Origin of the sequence: Paenibacillus farraposensis (assembly GCF_020736845.1) — a bacterium.
Lineage (GTDB): Bacteria > Bacillota > Bacilli > Paenibacillales > Paenibacillaceae > Paenibacillus > Paenibacillus farraposensis.
In genome coordinates this window covers 1-17,947 of sequence record NZ_JAFFQR010000042.1, presented here as the reverse complement: position 1 = coordinate 17,947, position 17,947 = coordinate 1, and the positions used below count along the sequence as shown (strand labels likewise).

At 37.9% G+C, this 17,947-nt stretch carries 18 protein-coding genes and 2 pseudogenes; 15 read left to right on the top strand and 5 right to left on the bottom strand.

Annotated elements, in window-relative coordinates; translation table 11 throughout:
* The first annotated feature begins 144 nt into the window (after positions 1-144).
* Entirely contained in the window at positions 145-2,673 is a 2,529-nt protein-coding gene (locus JO375_RS07325) for a type IV secretory system conjugative DNA transfer family protein (protein ID WP_229523834.1), read from the top strand.
* A gap of 5 nt (positions 2,674-2,678) precedes the next feature.
* Here JO375_RS07325 and JO375_RS07320 read toward each other — a convergent pair whose 3' ends face one another.
* The 5 genes and pseudogenes from JO375_RS07320 to JO375_RS24965 form a co-directional block, all read right to left on the bottom strand.
* On the bottom strand, positions 2,679-3,107 hold the full coding sequence (locus JO375_RS07320; protein WP_229523833.1) for a hypothetical protein: 429 nt from the start codon (positions 3,105-3,107) through the stop codon (positions 2,679-2,681).
* A 10-nt stretch (positions 3,108-3,117) separates the two neighbouring features.
* Positions 3,118-3,744 carry a LytTR family transcriptional regulator DNA-binding domain-containing protein gene (locus tag JO375_RS07315; protein ID WP_229523832.1) on the bottom strand — a complete coding sequence of 209 codons (627 nt, stop codon included), beginning with the start codon at positions 3,742-3,744 and terminating at the stop codon, positions 3,118-3,120.
* A 180-nt stretch (positions 3,745-3,924) separates the two neighbouring features.
* Positions 3,925-4,391: pseudogene (locus JO375_RS07310) on the bottom strand (transposase).
* Positions 4,392-4,499: 108 nt separating this feature from the next.
* On the bottom strand, positions 4,500-4,721 hold the full coding sequence (locus tag JO375_RS07305; RefSeq protein WP_229523831.1) for a hypothetical protein: 222 nt from the start codon (positions 4,719-4,721) through the stop codon (positions 4,500-4,502).
* Between the two features lie 36 nt (positions 4,722-4,757).
* A complete protein-coding gene (locus JO375_RS24965) occupies positions 4,758-4,883 on the bottom strand; it encodes a hypothetical protein (RefSeq protein WP_377570795.1) in 126 nt (41 codons plus the stop codon).
* A 590-nt stretch (positions 4,884-5,473) separates the two neighbouring features.
* Here JO375_RS24965 and JO375_RS07300 point away from each other — a divergent pair.
* The 14 genes and pseudogenes from JO375_RS07300 to JO375_RS07235 form a co-directional block, all read left to right on the top strand.
* Positions 5,474-5,737 carry a hypothetical protein gene (locus tag JO375_RS07300; protein ID WP_229523830.1) on the top strand — a complete coding sequence of 88 codons (264 nt, stop codon included), beginning with the start codon at positions 5,474-5,476 and terminating at the stop codon, positions 5,735-5,737.
* Positions 5,738-6,071: 334 nt separating this feature from the next.
* Positions 6,072-6,527, top strand: coding sequence for a hypothetical protein (locus tag JO375_RS07295; RefSeq protein WP_229523829.1), 456 nt, complete (start codon positions 6,072-6,074; stop codon positions 6,525-6,527).
* Positions 6,524-7,378 carry a hypothetical protein gene (locus tag JO375_RS07290; RefSeq protein ID WP_229523828.1) on the top strand — a complete coding sequence of 285 codons (855 nt, stop codon included), beginning with the start codon at positions 6,524-6,526 and terminating at the stop codon, positions 7,376-7,378. Before JO375_RS07295 ends, JO375_RS07290 begins: the two co-directional genes overlap by 4 nt.
* Positions 7,379-7,395: 17 nt before the next feature.
* A complete protein-coding gene (locus tag JO375_RS07285; RefSeq protein WP_229523827.1) occupies positions 7,396-8,322 on the top strand; it encodes a replication-relaxation family protein in 927 nt (308 codons plus the stop codon).
* Between the two features lie 80 nt (positions 8,323-8,402).
* On the top strand, positions 8,403-10,076 hold the full coding sequence (locus tag JO375_RS07280; RefSeq protein ID WP_229523826.1) for a hypothetical protein: 1,674 nt from the start codon (positions 8,403-8,405) through the stop codon (positions 10,074-10,076).
* Complete coding sequence (locus tag JO375_RS07275) at positions 10,073-12,160, top strand: ATPase, T2SS/T4P/T4SS family (RefSeq protein ID WP_229523825.1); 2,088 nt, start codon at positions 10,073-10,075, stop codon at positions 12,158-12,160. The genes JO375_RS07280 and JO375_RS07275 overlap by 4 nt, the downstream gene beginning before the upstream one ends.
* Positions 12,157-13,041: a type II secretion system F family protein gene (locus JO375_RS07270; protein WP_229523824.1), complete on the top strand. Its 885-nt coding sequence runs from the start codon at positions 12,157-12,159 to the stop codon at positions 13,039-13,041. The genes JO375_RS07275 and JO375_RS07270 overlap by 4 nt, the downstream gene beginning before the upstream one ends.
* Before the next feature lie 19 nt (positions 13,042-13,060).
* Positions 13,061-13,960, top strand: coding sequence for a hypothetical protein (locus tag JO375_RS07265; protein WP_229523823.1), 900 nt, complete (start codon positions 13,061-13,063; stop codon positions 13,958-13,960).
* A gap of 29 nt (positions 13,961-13,989) precedes the next feature.
* On the top strand, positions 13,990-14,247 hold the full coding sequence (locus JO375_RS07260) for a hypothetical protein (protein WP_229523822.1): 258 nt from the start codon (positions 13,990-13,992) through the stop codon (positions 14,245-14,247).
* Entirely contained in the window at positions 14,247-14,681 is a 435-nt protein-coding gene (locus JO375_RS07255) for a DUF4320 family protein (RefSeq protein WP_229523821.1), read from the top strand. Before JO375_RS07260 ends, JO375_RS07255 begins: the two co-directional genes overlap by 1 nt.
* Positions 14,682-15,116 (top strand): hypothetical protein, encoded by a 435-nt coding sequence (locus JO375_RS07250; protein ID WP_229523820.1) that lies wholly within the window; start codon positions 14,682-14,684, stop codon positions 15,114-15,116.
* Between the two features lie 25 nt (positions 15,117-15,141).
* The gene (locus tag JO375_RS07245) at positions 15,142-15,837 is read left to right on the top strand and encodes a CpaB family protein (protein WP_229523819.1); all 696 of its coding nucleotides are present in this window, start codon (positions 15,142-15,144) and stop codon (positions 15,835-15,837) included.
* A gap of 270 nt (positions 15,838-16,107) precedes the next feature.
* Positions 16,108-17,022, top strand: coding sequence for a copper amine oxidase N-terminal domain-containing protein (locus JO375_RS07240; protein ID WP_229523818.1), 915 nt, complete (start codon positions 16,108-16,110; stop codon positions 17,020-17,022).
* 18 nt (positions 17,023-17,040) lie between these two features.
* A pseudogene (locus tag JO375_RS07235) lies at positions 17,041-17,947 on the top strand (CARDB domain-containing protein); the annotation flags it as partial.

Below are 17,947 nucleotides of genomic sequence, written 5' to 3'. Positions count from 1 at the left end.
TGTATGTCATAGCTCGCAGTTGAAACACCGATTTTCTTCAATTTTTCAACCATTAGCAGCTTGAAGTCACTTGTAGAGAGGATATAAGCTTGTATTCTCATTATCTAATTGATTAGATGATGAGATTGAAACTATAATATATAAATGTATTTCTATAAAACGCAAGAAAAAGAAAGGATAGGTGAATATATGAGAATAGTAGGGGTAATATTAGGAAGCTTAATATCAGTCATTTTACATATGAGTTCTTTTGTCCTAAAGAATTTATACATCCAGTTAGTCAGGTTTATGAGGGATGAGGCAAATAACAATCTAAAATGGACACTCAAGGCGTTAGTATTTTTTCCATTGTTTGTTTACTGCTTTATCTGGTTGGTAGGGAGGTACCAAGATATTATTTTTTTTGATCGTGAACCGGCAACTTTAAGATCGATACCATTGCTCTTGGCTCCTTTTTTTGGTCATACTGTTTATAACAGTCCATTTTTACGTCGAAATGTTTATGCTAAGTCAATTGTACAAACTTTATTAAATGCTATATCGATACTTGCCCTGGGACAATTGATTATTACTTTTATGGGTTCAAGATTTGGAATTGTCATAACATTCATTATGTTAACTATTGTGGTTTTACTGACGATTAAGTATTCAAAACATAGTAGCCTGAAGAATACGATGTTTACTAGACTTCATTCAATCGTGGAAGAATCCCAAACAAAGGCTAGAAGAGTCGGATTTCCTTTTTTGCGAAAAAAGAATGAGTTTAACTCCAAGGCTATTTATTCTGCAGGTCACAAGAGAAATATTAATAAAAAAGGATCTCTAAAGCATTTAAGATATTATTCTGAAGAGTGTAATTTAGAGCTCTTTTGGTCGGTACCAACTCAGAATAATGAGAGTCAACTTCAGGTTTTAGGGAAATTGGATAGAGCACAACATAGTCAAATCATTGCGGGGACAGGGGCAGGGAAAACACTCTTTGCAACTAATTTGGTTGTACAAGATCTCTTTAATGATGCTATTGGTTGTACCATCATTGAACCTAAAGGCTCATTTATACGGAGACTTGCGAACCTTTTAGATCGGTCTGGCAAAAAATATTACCGTCTTGATCCAGATGTAGAAAATCCGGATTGTCTAAATCCTCTTTATGTCACAGAGGGTGGAGATATAGAATTAATGATTGAGGCCAATATTTCAGCCTTTCATTCACACTTGGGTCCTGAAGCGAAGCAGTTTTTTAAAACAAGGAATACGCAGCTGCTTCGTGTTTGTATTAAGGCACTAAAATTAGCATATGGTAACGAATGTGGTTTCGATGAACTTAATGAAATTATCCAACCATATGGCGAAGAAAAGCGAACGGATACGCTTTATCGGCTTCAACAGAAGAATCTTTTACATCATGTGTTGCTGCTCAACGACTATCATAAAAATTTGGCTACGGATGGGAAAATTAGAGAATTTACTATACAAACATATTCTAGTTTGCATGATTACATGTTGGAATTAACCTCCAACAAATATATCCAAAAAATGTTTTGCGGAAAGTCTACCTTTAATATCGATGATGTGCTTGAAAATGGGGAAATTGTTTTATTTAACGCTGCCTATGGTAAATTACAAACCTTAACGTATACAGTAGGTAAGTTATATATCAATTTGATGAGAGCAAGTACATTTCGTCGTAAGTTACAAGACGACTATAGGGCGCATTCAATGCTAATTGATGAAATTGAAATGTTTGCTGATGACGAGTTCTCCACGTTTCTGGAAATGGCTCGTGAATATGAGGTTTTTGTCACAGTAATTCACCAGGGTAACGAACAGCTTAGAGACGTAAGTCGTAGGCTGGCTGCGATGGTAAAACAGAATGCAGTTCAGAAGTTTGTATTAGCTGGTTTAGAGGTCGAAGATGCTGAGTATTATGCTAAATTGTTCACTGAAAGGTTTAAGCATACCCTAAGTAGTGGTACCGATGAGATGGCAACTACTGGCTTCAATACTCAAATGCGTGAAGAGAAGAGATATCTTGTTGATCCTAGTGATTTACTCAGATTAAAAGGGTATAACCCTAAAACGGGTGAACCGGCCGAATGTTATTTCCGTGGTGTCAAAAATAACATAAGACAAGATCCTGTGCTTGCTGAAATTTATCCTTTACCCAAAATTCTCTTTAGCCCATTAATTGATGAACCTGAAGACATGGAGGAGGAAGAAGTCAATGGAGAGATTCAGGAAAACCTGGTTCCCCAAGAAGTAAATCAATCTGTTCCAACACTGGACGAGCAAATAGGTGTGACGGAGAAGCTAATTAAGGAAGTACCAAGAGAAGTACCAAAAGTTGTGCTAAAGGAAAATCCCATGGAAGTAACTGAGCCAGGAATACCATTGATGGAGAAAAGAAAGCGTAGTCTGTTGTGGGATTCAAAACGTGGAGAAACTAATCCGACTAACCAACTAGAAGAATCAATATCATGGGAATCTCAAAAAGAGAGTATTACTAACCACCTTGATATTGAAACTAAAATTGAGCCGACTGCAAGTACTGAGCTAAAGAGAGATGGCTTTGAGAAAGCGAATGTTGGACAGGCTGCACTGAGTATTGCTGATAAGATTAGGGAGAAGGCAAGAGAGGGGAGAGATAAGAAAAAAGAGAATGAGGCGGGATAACCGCTTCATTCTCCAAGATTAGGTACAGCGTTATCAAATATGTGACGATACTTTTCGTAAACCTTAAATCCGAGTGGAGTTAAAGAGTGCAGCACTGATTTACCACTTTGCTCTAAATGGATAAATCCTAATGCCTCTAATGGTGTAACCGAAAAGTTAAGTTCTCCTCTACGTATTTGGCTTTGAAGAGAGAGGTCTTCTTTGTTATAGGATTTACCATTAGAAAGGGCTCTCATGATTAGTTTAGGTCCCATATTTAACATAGATACTATATGCTCAATATAAACCTCTGTAGGTTGATTGAAATCGAGATCAAAGGTCGCTTTATTTATTCTCAACTGTTTTTGTTCTTCATTGGAAGTTGTCACAGGAAAATCACTCACTTTCCTTAATTCTTTAGTTCTAATTATTACATAAATCAATCGATTAGACAATGAAAAATGCTCAATGAGACCTTGACGTTTTTCTGATTAAAGTTAAAGTCGTCGAAGGTAATTCTTCCTCCAAAGTATTCCTGTCTATTGCCCGTCTAATGGTTTTATTATGTTTTGTGAACTGTAACCAGGTTAAAGGTAAATAAGTACTTTCGAAATGAATCTTCCTCTCAGGAAAACTCAACTCCTTAATTTGTCTTAGATTAATCAATAAGCCACTTTCGATCCTAAGAAAATCATGCTTTTCTAATTTTGTCTCCAAAAGAAGATAATCGTACAAGTTTCTTTTTTCCTCGTGTTGTTCTGATTCTAAATGGTATTCAATTTCATTATTACAATTCACTCTTATGTAGAGAATTTGATCAAGTCTGATTTCTAGAAATTCAAATTCGTCTTTTACTTCCTCATGATAATAACCAGCAAGGTGCATTAATACATTGAAGTCTGCGTTGTAAGCTAAAGCAAATTTTTTAAGTGTGTTGGGTTTAGGTATAAGAGATCTGCTATTGTTTCGGTTGATACCTTTCTCAACGTCACGGATGTAACCGTGGCTTAGTCCGCATTTACGAGCAGCTGCATGCAAGGAGTATCCGCAGGAGAGTCTAAGTTTCTCCAGATAAGCGCCTAAAGTATTCATGTTACCCCCCAAATTTTAATTAATATTTGATAAATAATTATGGCTCTACACTAAAGTTAGGCTTGACTTACATTAACCATAGCGAGATTGGTTACATTCAACAAGAAGTCCTTGTAACGGTTTCTGTTTCGAGTGAAAGAATGCCACCGTTGAAAAGCCTTCATTCGGTTGTTTCCGCACTTAACCGCTGCATTTCATCCATCGGCAACGGTGGTAGTAGATGACCTCTGTCTGCCAGTTTCGAATGGTCTTTACGTAGGCGCCAATGATCGGATGCTCCAATGGCTCCCTTTGAACAAACCAGGTCTCAAGCCAACGATTCGCAGTGTCGACTTTCCGGCGAACAGTCTTACCATTCATTGAACGATTCTTTCCGGGCATGAGCTTGCGAAGCAAGGACGAGTAATCTAAAATCTCTTTCGGTTCCTTATGTCTTTCATCGGACAAGAACTCCTCTTTGGGGTTTAGCAACCGATGCTTGGCTTTCAAATCCGCTTTCGCTCGAGGAGAAAGCGTCGTTTGGATCGTTTTTCGGAGGCATGAAGTGCTTCGATCACATAGCGATGAGCATGAAAGCGATCCGCAATACGAATCGCCTCCGGGAAGCATTCCTGAATCCAGGTATGATAATACGGACCCAGATCCATCATCACCGTACGAGACGAAGCTCCAAAAAGGATGAATGCTGCTTTTGCATAGGCACGAAGCTCCTCAAAATTTTCGGCCATGAAAAATATCCAGTAACGCTTCGCCCCTTAAGTTATGAATGCCCGTGTTGTAGGTATGACCTTTTCGGATGCAAAATCGTCTATACCCAGCACGAGCTTGGAGGTACAAGTAGCGTCTTGCCACACGCGTTCCTGAAGGTGTTCGCTTGCCGATGCTAACCAGTGGTACTTCGTATGGAGCGTACTGGAGGCCATGGCATGTAGATCGGCACTGTTCTTAACCGTAGCTACAGTTGTCGTACGAATCACGTACTTTTCAAAGGCATGGCTGATCGTTTTCCCGACTCAGACGAACCCACATTGACACTGCATGCAAAAGAGTCGGATCGCAGGGACCCGCACATAAACGGTTTTACCAAAAGCCTCACTATGGCGAATGGTACGCGCTGGATTGCTCTCTGTTCGAATCACATAATCAAGGGATTGGCAAAGGGGACAAGCTTGCTTATGAGCAATTGGAGAGACCTTCACATGAAGCTTTGCTTACCCACTTCAAGACTTTTCCCGTTTTCACCTCTGGCAAGTCAAGCAAAAGATCGATATGCTAAATGTGCACCTGTCATTCCTCGAAGGTGATTGGTGGCACAACCATCTTACGGAATGTTCGAATGTTTTTCTATATCTCCAGCATAATTTCTATGTTTCTTCAATCACCATGTTTTGTGTAGACCCATAATTATCCTACTTTATTATACACTATAGTAATATAGACCTATCCAAAAAAACCATATTTTTTTAACAAAGTCATTATTTTTTTCAATCTACAATCCTTATATATATTTTGTCGAAAAACACATAATAAATTGTCGAATAATAGCGAATAAAATAAAATTATGTCGAACAAATATTTAAATTATAAGAAAAAGATGGTACCAGTGGGAAAAGTATTGACCACTCGTCGTATTTATAGTACACTTTCACTAAAATTGATCTAGAAGAACTACTCTTCTAAGGCTTATGATCTAATAATGTAAAAGGCGCATGAGAGGAATGATTTGATTATGACAGTACAAAACAGCAGCGTATCTAATATTATTACCACTAATGAAGTGGATCCTCAAAATGATTTTCTAATGTTGATTGAGGAAAGCGACCAGGAGAATGGAAACTTGATAGGTTACATACCAGCATATCGATTGGGTGTTAGGGGAGAAAGCTCTAGTGATTTGATTGAGAATGCCAAAGACTTAATCAAACTGAAGCATGACAATCACTCAAAGATATTTAGAAACGTAAGTGTGATGACGTTACATGTTGATTTTTAGAATACAGAGTCTCTAAAGGGCTTCTTTATTTACAGAAAATCTAATTAAAATTCTCGGTTGTTATTATGGCCTAGAATTTTTTTGAATTTTACTCTTCATTTCTTAGTGAACATGTAGTAAGATACTATTTGTTCACACTCATATTATCTAATCGATTAGAAAATTAAAGCTATTTTATAGCTTTTTCTTTTTGCTTTATTATTATCTAATCGATTAGATATAAATAATGATTATTTTTTTTACATTCTCATTATCTAATCGATTGAAATAGGAATTTCGCGTGCTATAAAAAAACAAAGAATTAGCTAGTATCGAATTGGAAAGGAGGTCAGTTGTGGTAAAGGACCAACTGATTATGGATTTGGATTTCATCATGACTCATCCAAAGGTTGGAATTGATAATCTGGAATGGTTTTATAATAACTGTTTAATGTCTTATCCATCCGTACCTTTATTCAAAATTGTTAACCATATGCAGCAGCGTAGCCCCTCACTTCTACGAGACTGGTCATCGAGAAATGTGACAATTCGAGAAGCAATGAAAGACTTGGGGTTTTCAACACTTAGTACTTTGACCATCGATCTGAGCAGCAAAGATTTGATGTTAAAGGATGGCTTTTACATAGCTCCATTTCAAACAAATGGTGATTTAACTAGTTTGAGTTTGCTAAAAAATTACCACCGCATCCATGTAACATGTGACGGCGATCCAATGGTTATTAAAGGTGTTGAAGAAAAAAATGTAGGAAATTTTATATTGTACTTGAAAAAATGGGAGGGTTCGAAGTGAGTAATGAGCTACTAAATGTTAAACCATTTTTAAAATATGAAAAGGCACTTCAATGGGGAGAAGTTCTTAACGGTAGAATAACCGCGATTGAAGAACATGCACCATTTGACCAAAAAATGAGTTGCGCGGTTGTAGAGCTTGAAAACGGACTAAAAGGAATAATACATGAGTCACAGTTTGATACTCATAAATACCGTTCACTGGTTGGATTTATAGACCATACCATTGATTTCATGGTTTTAGACGTTAAAAAACAGGGATTAGATTCAGCACACTTCAACGTTTTTGATCGTGAGAATAACGTAGTTTTACTATCCAGAACTCAAGCATTAGAAGAGCAAAGGAACGATTTTTGGAATCTTCCTGATGAAAAAATGCTTGATCGAGTAGTTGAAGGTAGAGTATCGGGTTTTCAGGATAAGGCACTTTATATCGATGTTAGCGGTGTAACATGCCGTATGAAAATACAAGACTATGAGTATGGGTGGACTGACACCATGCTTAAGAAACTGCCTCTAGGTGCAAAAGTTGTAGCTAAAATTATTGACTTTAATCGAAAAAAACAAATTGTTGAATTGTCACGCAAAGAATTGCTCGAAGATCCGTGGGAAAATGTTCATTTACATTATGGTGTCGGAAATATCTATACAGGCGTAGTTACCGCTGAAGTTCCTTTTGTGGGGATTTTCATTCGCTTGCGCGCCGGCATTGAAACCTTGGCTTGGTTCCCGAAAAGAAGACCAGAAGGCAATATCGTTGGTAAAAGTGTTGGTGTTTATATACAAAGTATTAAGAAAGAGGAACGAAGAATTAAGAGTCGAATCACCAACTTCCCGCATGAGGTGTATTGACACAGGGGGATTCACGAATGGAAGGAAATATATCGCCATTACTTCAACCAGAACAAACAGGAGAAGTACTTATAAAATATCCAGCCTTTGATGATCCATTTGCCTATGTGAAGAGTGTCGATCCACTAACGAGGCACCAATATTATTATATTGAGCGATTAATTGGAAACAATTGGATAACGGAACGTGATCTTTTAATTGTGAAGACGTTATTCGTACATCGATGGATGACGTTTACTCAAATTTGTGATTTGTTTTTTGAAGGCACTGACCGTCCAACAGTCAGAAGACGTATAAGAAAACTTTTAAAGTACGGATTACTTCGAACAATTACCTGGAGAAGTTACTCAAAAACAAAATCCAAAGCAGCTTGCCCTTCCTTGTATGAAATCGGTGCAAGTGGGGCAGATATTTTGAATTTCAAATATGGAATGCGCGTGGGAGCGAGAGATCCCAGAACTGCAAAAGCTACTGATCTGAACTATAAATTTAAGTACATTCTTACTAATGAGTTATATATTCAAATGAAACGTGAGCTGCAGCTTATGCATTTCGAGTTTACTCCATTGGTCTACTTAGGGGATGATCTTCAAGTTCCAACTGCGAGATATATATTGCGTACCCCTGATGGCGGTGACTTAGAATTTTATCTAATTTGTCATCGTGACGACGGAAAATGGACGAAGACATTAAGGTTCCAAGTTGAATTTTTCAAGAAACTGATGAATGAGACGAAGCAGCAATTCATTTTGGTGATCTTGGTGAGTGATGATACGAAAGCTGCTCTTGCAAATAAAATTGTTCAATTAGGTGGCTTTGCTGATTACACATGGTTTGTCACTGATAATGATTTGTATAATCCAAACCTCATGCTTGCAACAAGCTTTTTTGACATCGAAAATGACGAAAAGCAATATTTTGATCTGCGAAGTGAAAGCAATTAATCGTTATTTTGATTAATTGCCTAATCGATTAAATCATTATTCATTAATCTTTTAGGCAATTCATGAAAAGGATGTGTGTCATGAGACGCGTATTTATCATTACCATTGATGGTTCTGAGGTAGATTGGCTTACTGAAGAATTAAGTCAATGTAGGGTTGTTGGGAACATTGAAAATTTCGATTTTTTTATACCTCAGTGGGAGTCCGTACAGCCTGATACATTAATAGTTATGGATAACGCGGTTGAGGATGACAACGTATTTTTGAGTCACGTTAAAAGGCTGAATACGGAGCCAGATTTAATAAAGATTATGTTCATTCACGATAGAGATGAAGAGAATAAATTTCTTCGTTCCTTAGGGGAAGAAAAAGTAATTTGCGTGTCCTATGGAGACCCAAACATATCTCACTTAGAAAAACTTTTACTCTCCTCCATTAATGAAGAGGTTCCTCAAAATCAAGAAGAACCGAATAACGGAGAAAACACGAATATAGCTGATGATTATACAGATAACAACCCATTACCACAAATAAATACAAAAGAAATTGATGAAGCAACTACTTCGGGAGTTGTGAAGCTTAAAAATGTCTTTTCTCGTTTGAGACAGCAGCCTTCTGCTGAACCATTAGGATCTCTAAGTGAGGAAAACCTATCAGAAGTCCATGAGGGGATTAAGGGTGGCGTGGAGCTTACTCCTGAAGCCAAGGGTAGTAGCCGAATGTTGAGCCAGGTTCTCGCAGTGATACAACAACAAGAAACGACCTCATTAGATTTAAATGAAGAGCAGCAAACAAGTACCTTTGCTGAAGTCCATGAAGAGGAGTGCGCACAAGTATCACATCCTCCTGAGATAGTAGCGCCGATAACTGAAGCAGAACAAGCAGCTGCCGCAGATGAGACTGTTGTTCCGGATGTTGCACAAGAGTTTACTGCTGAAATAAAAACTGATCCCCTACCGGAAGTGACTAATAAGGAGCAGGGAAAATTAAAAACATTTCTACGGGTGGCAAGGACCGAGAAGTTAAAAGTACCTATTGAGGGGGTGAGTGAAAAGGCAGAAAAAGCAGAAAAAGCAGTAGTAAAGAAGCCTACAGGCAAGAGGAAAAATGAGAGAAGATCTATAGAAACAGCTCTAGGGTCAACACCTGCCCAAGGTACTGTTCTAATTGGGATAGCAGGTACTTCTAACCGTGTAGGGACAACAAACCAGGCAATTCAATGTGCTATGTATTTATCAAGAATATATAAAAAAGTAGCCATTTGTGAACTGGTACATGGACCGGAAGCTGTTTTTTGGAAGCTGAATCCGAGTAGGCAAAATCCTTTTCAAGTCAACAAGGTTGATTTCTATCCGAAGTGTAGCGAACATCTACCAATTATTTTTAGCCAGCAATATAATGCCGTTGTTTTGGATTTAGGATCAATTCTTGAGAAAGGGAATTTGGCCGGTCAGGTACATGAATTTGTGCGATCTGCACACAAAATACTTGTGACTGGTTCTGCTGAATGGGAAATCGATCGTTTGATGGACAGCATTCAACAACTCCATGAATCTAAATATTTGTTAGGAACATCCATTATTTTAAATCTATCGAATGACCAAGTGTTCTATAACATAACGACGGACCTTATTGCGAAAAAGCAGCAAAAAGAACTAGGAATTAGACTATTTAAGGGATCACTTGTACCTGATCCAATCAGTGCTGTTGATATTGATTTATACAATGAAATATTTGAGGTGAATATTGATTGATATTACGACGCAAAAAAAATACGGCTCAAGTAATAAAAGAGCAACCGCCACTTTCTGTAGCCATATTTGACCCAGATGCTAACAGTACAGCCGATACAGCTTTGTATTTAGCGAAGGAGCTTAATACGGCTGGTAAGAAAGCAATAATTTTGGAGTTTCCGTGCCTTGGTCTTTCTCGCTTGCTTTCCCGGGTAGCTGATCCAGATAGTATACCTCGAGAAAAAAGCATGGATCAGTATCTCTTGGATCTGGATCGTGGTGATGTGAAAGATGTGGAGCGGTACATTGCTTCTGTCGATGGAGTGGATTGTATTGGTGGCCACGGCAAAACAACATCTGATATATCTATTTTAATCAAAATTATGAATGACAACACTCTATTACAAGCAGCTGCTAAACTTGCTAATCAATTATATGGGATATACGACTTTGTGATTTTTTCTTTACAAGGATTGCTACTACATCCCATGACGTTCGGGGCTTTGAGAAGTGCAGATAGTGTCATTGTTCAGGTTAAGGATATTACGTCATTGCCTATTGCATTCAGCATGTATAAAAAGCTACCCACGTATGGCGTGAGAGAACAAGTTGCGATGTATTGTGACCATCAAGTCCCCTTATCTGAAAAGCTTTGGAAGAAAAAAGAGCTTGTTACCTTTGTGCAACAGCTAACTAAAAAGAAACAGGAAGAGATTGAGGACTCCGTATCACATAACTTTTCACAGCATGTTGGTATTATCAATCCTGCAGAACATATAGCTTATCAATCTTTGGTTGCCGAAGAGGTTGGTTTAAATCTAAGGGATTCAGAACAGATGAAAGGGCTACTTGAAAAAACGAAACAATATCTGAAAACTTACTATGCAGGACTGTTTGTTGATTCTTTTACAAGTATAGAAAAGCGCCGTCTCATTCAGCACTATATTGCAGATTATATTCGTGAACAAACCAATTATAAATTCACTACAAGTATTGATGTCATTATCGATAAGATACAGACCGAGATCACCCAAACAGGTCCCTTACAACCGGCTTTGGACGATCCGAACACATCTAGCATTGAAATCAATACTGAAGATGAAGTTATCAGTGAGATTAATGGGGTAATCCAACTCGATTCTAGGGTGAAATTTCAGGACAAAGATCATATTTATGCGATTATAAATAAGATGCTTGCTCCAATGGGTAAAACGCTCACGGCAAATGACCCAGTTATCGATTCTCAATATGGTGGTTTCCGTATCAATGTGGTTTTAGATCGTTCGAGAGGAGGACTAACAACAGATTATCCTTCTATCTCCATTCGGAAATTCCCACCTGATGTTTATAGCTCTGAGAGCTGTATTAAATATGGGAATATTAATCAGGAAATAGATGATTTCTTTGCTGATATTTATCCAATAGGTCCGAATGTTCTTATTGGGGGTTCTGTAAATAGCGGTAAGACTGCTCAGATAAGCCGTATCCCGCTCTATCTCGATCCTATCACACGGATTCTAACTGTGGAGGACAGTGAAGAGATGATGTTGAAGAAGAAAATAGCATACTCACACTATAGCAATATCAAGGCATTTATAGTGAAGGAGCATGAAAACGTTCGGCGTCGTTTTGATATTGCGCGGATCATCAAAGTTACGCTTCGCCAAAATCCCCAATGGATCATTATAGGGGAAGTACGTGACCATGAATCGGCCGAGCAGGCATTGGAAGCTACCAATGTCGGCAGTAGTGTTGCTTTAACGATACATGCAAATAACGCAAAAACGACTGCTATTCGATTCAATCAACTGGCTGGGAACTCAGCGGATACGGCCAATAAAATCGGAGAATTTATTGATCTGATTATCTATCAGCAAAATATTAAGGGTGTTCGTAGAGTAACCGAAATCGTGGAGTTAATGGGCTTCGATGAGAAGAATCAACCGATCCTAAATCCGATATTTCAATTCAACTTTAAAAAGGGTATTCATGAGCGTGTAGGATATCTTAAAAAATTGCGTGTAAAAATGGAGAGAAAAGATGTTTCTATGGACATTATTAATCGCTGGTGCACGCCAAATGAAGTAGGGAATGAAGCCGTATGATGAACGCTCTTCCATTTATAGTGTTTTTTGTTTGGTTAGTTACGTTTAATTTAATCCTACCCAAAGTAAATAGTCGTCCAGGTAAAAACTATCAGGTTCAACAGAAGCGACTATATAAAATGCTTGGGTATGAAAAAATTCAAAACGAAGCTGCACATAATGGTATTAATATTTCCCCAAAAGAGTTTATATCGATAACCTTATTTGCAGTTATTAGTGGAATCATCATATCTCTATTAACCAAAAACTATTTTTTCATCATAATCGGTTTTGTTCTATGTTTTATGCTTCCTAAGTACATCTTGAGTAAAACCAAACGTTCCAAACGGGAAGAAATAATGTTCGAGCTGCCTGACAATCTTAAAACATTCACCAGTAAATTGATAGATTTTGCTTCAGTCCAAAGTGCTTTGGAAAAATCAGTACCTGATATGCATGGACAAACTAAAGACTTTTTTCAAACGATCCTTGAGGATCTTAAAACCGGGTTTTCATTGCAATCCGCTTTGGAAGATGCAAAGGATCAGGTTAAAATTCAACGGTTCACGGACTTTTGTGAAAAACTCGAACAGGCTGATAAACAAGGATACAATGATGAATCGATTAAAAGTCTAAAGGAAACTACTAGAGAGTTTGGATTGGATAATACAATGATTCGAGAGTTGTATATAAAGTCGAAGAAGGAAAAACGTAGCCTCACGATGATTATAGTCATGGCATGGGCGCTTCCAGTGATACTTTCTACAATGAATGTTAGCAATACAAATGTATTTTTAGATACGTTTGCCGGACAATTCTACATTGCTCTGTTTGTTCTGCTCACATTGTTTGCCATTGTTAAATCCGATGAATGGTTGGCAGTTAATTTAGAGGAACTATGAAGGGAGGTGAAAAATAATATTGTTTTGGATCTATGCCCTGTGTGGTCTACTATTCTTTCTATGTTTAATCTCAATAAAGCTCTTTATGCCGAGTTTTGAAAAAGAAAAATATTATTCAAGGGTAGCTGAAAATTATACACGTTCTGAATTTGAGCGCAAACGCCTTAAAAAGGGGAAAGTAACCCTTTGGTTGAGTGATAAGATGCTCCCGAAAATTTTTCAAAACCCATTTTTCAAGCTGGATCGGTTACTTGGGAAAAACATCAAGCAGATCATTGAAGTTATGGGTAAATACACGAGCGTAGAAGAGATGGTTGCTATGAAAATAGTACAGGCTACGCTATTTACTTCTCCAGTCATATCTGCATGTTTTGTACTAAATGGTTATTACATCGCTATTCCCATATTCTTTGTTATCTTTTTCGTAAAGGGAATCCATGATGTCAAAGCATCCTTTGCTCAAATGCAGCGAGAAATAACCAAAGATTTACCTAAATTCATTGAGCAGATGAAAATGGCACTGGAGACAGGGAAATCTTTTGTAACGGTTTTTCGGGAAATGGAGAAAAGCTGTGGACCAAAGATGAAGCTTCTCTTAACTCGCCTAAATGGTAATTTGCAAGATATGGAGCCAAGTGAAGCTATTGAAATCTTTGCACGTGATACCACGATCCCAGTCATGTTACCTTTTGCTACTGCTATCAAAATTGGCATAAATTCCGGATATGAAGAAGGCAAAGTGTACCTGGAAGATATTCGTGAAGAATTAGTCAAATTGAGAAGAACTGCATTGGAGGAGATTACAAAATCAAGACCACAGCGGGTTATGTTTATTAAGATGGGGATTGTTTTCTTCTCTATTGGATCGGTAATTATTTGCTTCGTCACACTGTTCTCAGATATCTTATCTACATTTTAATGATCTTAAATTATTGGAGGAAATACTTAATGAAAAATACAGCCATTTTAAAAAATCGTTTTGCTTATTCTTTTAACTATAAAGTTGTGAAAATGATGAACAAAGTACAACGTTTTAAAAACAATGCCATTGACGTGATCACAAATCAAAAAGGAAACACCAGTTCTTCCCAAATGTTTTGGATTTTAGGTTCGGCCGTCGTATTCGCTCTTGTGATTGGCTTCATTAAGGTTTTTATGCCAGAAATTTGGAATCAAATCAAAGCAAAGGCATTAAGCGTAATTTAATGTTAAACCGCATCAAAAAGAGTTTTAACCAACGCGGGGATATGACTGGAATGACTTTTATGGCTATTGTTTTAGTAATATCGGTGTTCGCATTTTTTGGAACAGATATTCAGGGGATATGGAGTTCCCATCGAAAATTGGCTGTGGCCGTGGATGATACTTTTTCCCTGGTCCAAGCTGAAGGGGGGTTCGACTCTAATCTCAGAGCTTATTTTTATGATCTCTGTAGAACTCAGGGATTAGATACTTCGAAAATCACCATTTCGGGAACTCCAAAACTCGTTCAACGAAAAGGCCATGTGGAGCTTAACGCAACTATCACTTATACCTTAAAGTCATTGAAGCCAGTAGGTGTAGGTGAAATTAGCTTTACCATTCCGGCAAGTGCTGACGGTTTGGCTAGAACATACTTCCGCACAGGGGGGACTCCTTAAATGAATCCCTCCAAGGTTATGTTCGTTGTCTACATTTTGGTTTTTGTTTTAGCATTTTCAGTGGATATAGGCGTTTATTATAAGGGTTCCGAAAATGCAAAACGGAGTTTAGCAAAAGCAATCGATTCAGGAATTACGGCTTCAACGGATGTCAACTCGTACACAATGGGGAAGACGCTGCTGGAGCCAGCTGAGTTGAGCAGTAACGTACGAAGATTCTTTATTTCTAATCTCAAGTTGGATAATGATTTAAGCAACCGTATCTTTCGGGATGGTCATCTTGAAGTTAGATTACAGTACAGAAGCGATGGGGCACCCAGAGTAGTGGCGATCTATCGTGCAAATATCGCCATGGTGTCTGGAAAGTTTGTTGGTTTGGATGAGACCCCATTAGAAGTTGTTAAACAGACACCTTATTATGCCGAGTATAAATGACTCGATACAAAGAAAGGATTTACTTGTGAAGAAAAAATTATTAACAAAGGGTACAATTCGGATACTGACTATTCTTCTGGCGGTAATCGTTACAGGAATTATTCTATGGATTGCAAAGAGTATGGTCACTAGTAATGTAAGTACAGAAAAAATTGTTGTTGCTGCGGATAATATTGCTCCTAATCAGGATTTAAAAAGTATGTTGAAGTATAGAGACGTGATTAAGAGTGAGGTACCAGCTGATCCTATTCGTGATATGAAAGAGGTTGAAGATCAGAATTACTTTGCTGGCAATATTGGTTTTTTCAAAGATCAGCCCATTACACGCTCTGGTATAACTACAAGCGATAAATCGACGTTTGGCGAAGCGCTAAACTTGAAGAAACCTAATCATTTTGTGGGTATTAAAGTGGATCAATCACAAAGTACAGGTGGATTGTTGAAACCTGGTGTTATTGTAGATGCTGTTGTGTACTTAAAATCTGAAGCAGGTGGAACCGGTAGGGTGATTGGCCCAGATGATGATCCAGAATTGGCGGGATTGGTTGTGGTAGGTCGGGAAAATTCTGAAGGTACCGAGCCTGGTAAAGATGGCCGCAGTTCACTGACATCTGTGGTTATTGTGAACGCTCCAACAGTTAGCGTGTATAAGAAACTCGTGCAGTACCAAGAGGATGGGAAAATCTATCTAGGTCCCGCCGGTGTGAAAGTCAAGAAATAGGGCCTCGTTTACGATCATACTCGCAGTTTCAAAGCTCCCCAAACTGCCAGTATGATCGTATCGATACTTTATTTTTCAATATATGTGTAAAAATTAGACAACTCCTTTTTTTTGTAGTAAAGTGAGACTTATAGGTATATATTATCTAATCGATTAGATAATAATAAAGGAGTGGAGTTTTCTTTAGGTCCACTGAATCTTTCTATTTTTGAGCGATGTATTAAAAAATGTCGTAAAATCATAGTATGAAAAGAAAAGGAGCAATTAAAAATGAAAAAAAAATTTATGATGATTTTTGCATTAATCCTAATCGTGTCTAGTTTGGGCCAAGTGGTCTCAGCTGCCGGTAAAGAGGTAACCGTGACTGTAGACTCTAAAAAAGTGAATTTTCCGGATGGTAAACCAATTATGGAAGAAAACCGTGTACTGATTCCTGTACGTTTTGTTTCGGAAGCATTGGGTGCAAATGTTGATTATAAAAATCAAACAGTGCTCATTAAACAGAGTGAAAAGAATATCAGTATGAAGGTTAATACTTCTATTGTAACAACCGGTGATAAAAAGATTTTCTTGGATGTGCCGGCTCGTCTGCAAAAAGGTCGTGTTTACGTTCCGCTTCGTTTTGTTTCTGAAGCTCTAGGAGCACAGGTGGATTGGAACAGCAAAAAGTTCCTGGTAACTATTACTACGGCTAGCGCTACTACTAAACCTACAGATCCGAAAGATCCAGAACAGCAGCCGGAAGAAAAACCGGAACAGAAACCAGAGCAACAGCCTACTACTGGGAATAAGCCATTCGAATGGGACACCAAGAAATCTGATTTGGCTATGGAACTGTTTAAAAACAATGTCAAATATGCAAATGGTAAGGTGACATTCACAGTACCTGCAGGATCAAGCGCACAATTCCTTAGCATTCAAAGTGGACTTGTAAATCTCCAGCCCGGAAAACAATACACTTATCCTGAAGGAAAAGGAAGTATCACATTCGCGAAAATCTATGCAAAAGAAGATTACATTGAAAGCTACACTGTCCTTTTAGATAAAAACGACGAATCTCTTGAAGGAAAATACAAAAATCTTGAAAATGACGTAATCGTAGCACATGATTTTGTGAAAAATAACAAATTGGTAAGTTCAGATTCTACGCTGACTGAAGTAGTTAAATCTGCACAATCACGATAGGTTGGAGTTGATTAGTTAATGAAAGGAATTGTGGCATTTTTTTTGGTATTTGTTCTGCTTGGAGCTGGAATAGCTTTCGCAGCGGATGAGGAACCAATGCTAAAAAAATATGCTGGATTAGATTATGGTAGCCAAGGTTTGGAGTTAAAAGGATATATACCAGCTCTTAACAAAAGGGTTGTCAGAGCTTGGGAATTAGTTAATTGGACGGGGATTTTTAATTTCGATGGTGGAAAATCGACCAAGATTACGAATTACGATGTATTTAATGTTAAAAGGAAGGCCGATGATCCTAATTTCGATAAAGAAAATGGATTCGGATTGGTGCATAAAAGCCAGCCAGCTTTAGGGGATCTTTTCGATAAAATTCTCAGTTCACAAACAATCAGTGCCAAGCAGAAAAAGTATTTCAGAGACACTTTCACTAAATCAGCTGACGATCCTGTCTTTGCTGAAGGTAACGAATTTTACTACCGTATTTTACGGACAAAATATCTCCGTACTTCCGGAATTGTACAACGTATGGGTATCAAGTTCACTAGCACCAAAAAAATCAGTGAAAGTAACCGGCAAGCAATATATGAAGTCACTAAGTGGCCCGAGCTTAAAGCGACGGCCGCTGCCGGTACTTTGAATGTCGATATGAAAACCTATGGTGTGTCAGAACGTGATGTACGAATTGTGGCCACAAAAAAAGGATCCTTCCCGGATTTTAAAAATGCAATTAGTTTAAATGAAGGGAAGCTGATTCACACATCAGCTGCCACACAGAGTAAAACCATTAAACTGAAATACCAAGAACTCGCGGATCAGTTAGGGGAAGATATTGATATTGTTGTAGATGATGGATATGGTCGCACAGCGATTAAAACGGTTCACCTCCCTAAAATGCCAAAAAAAATGGACTATATACCGACCAAGCTCA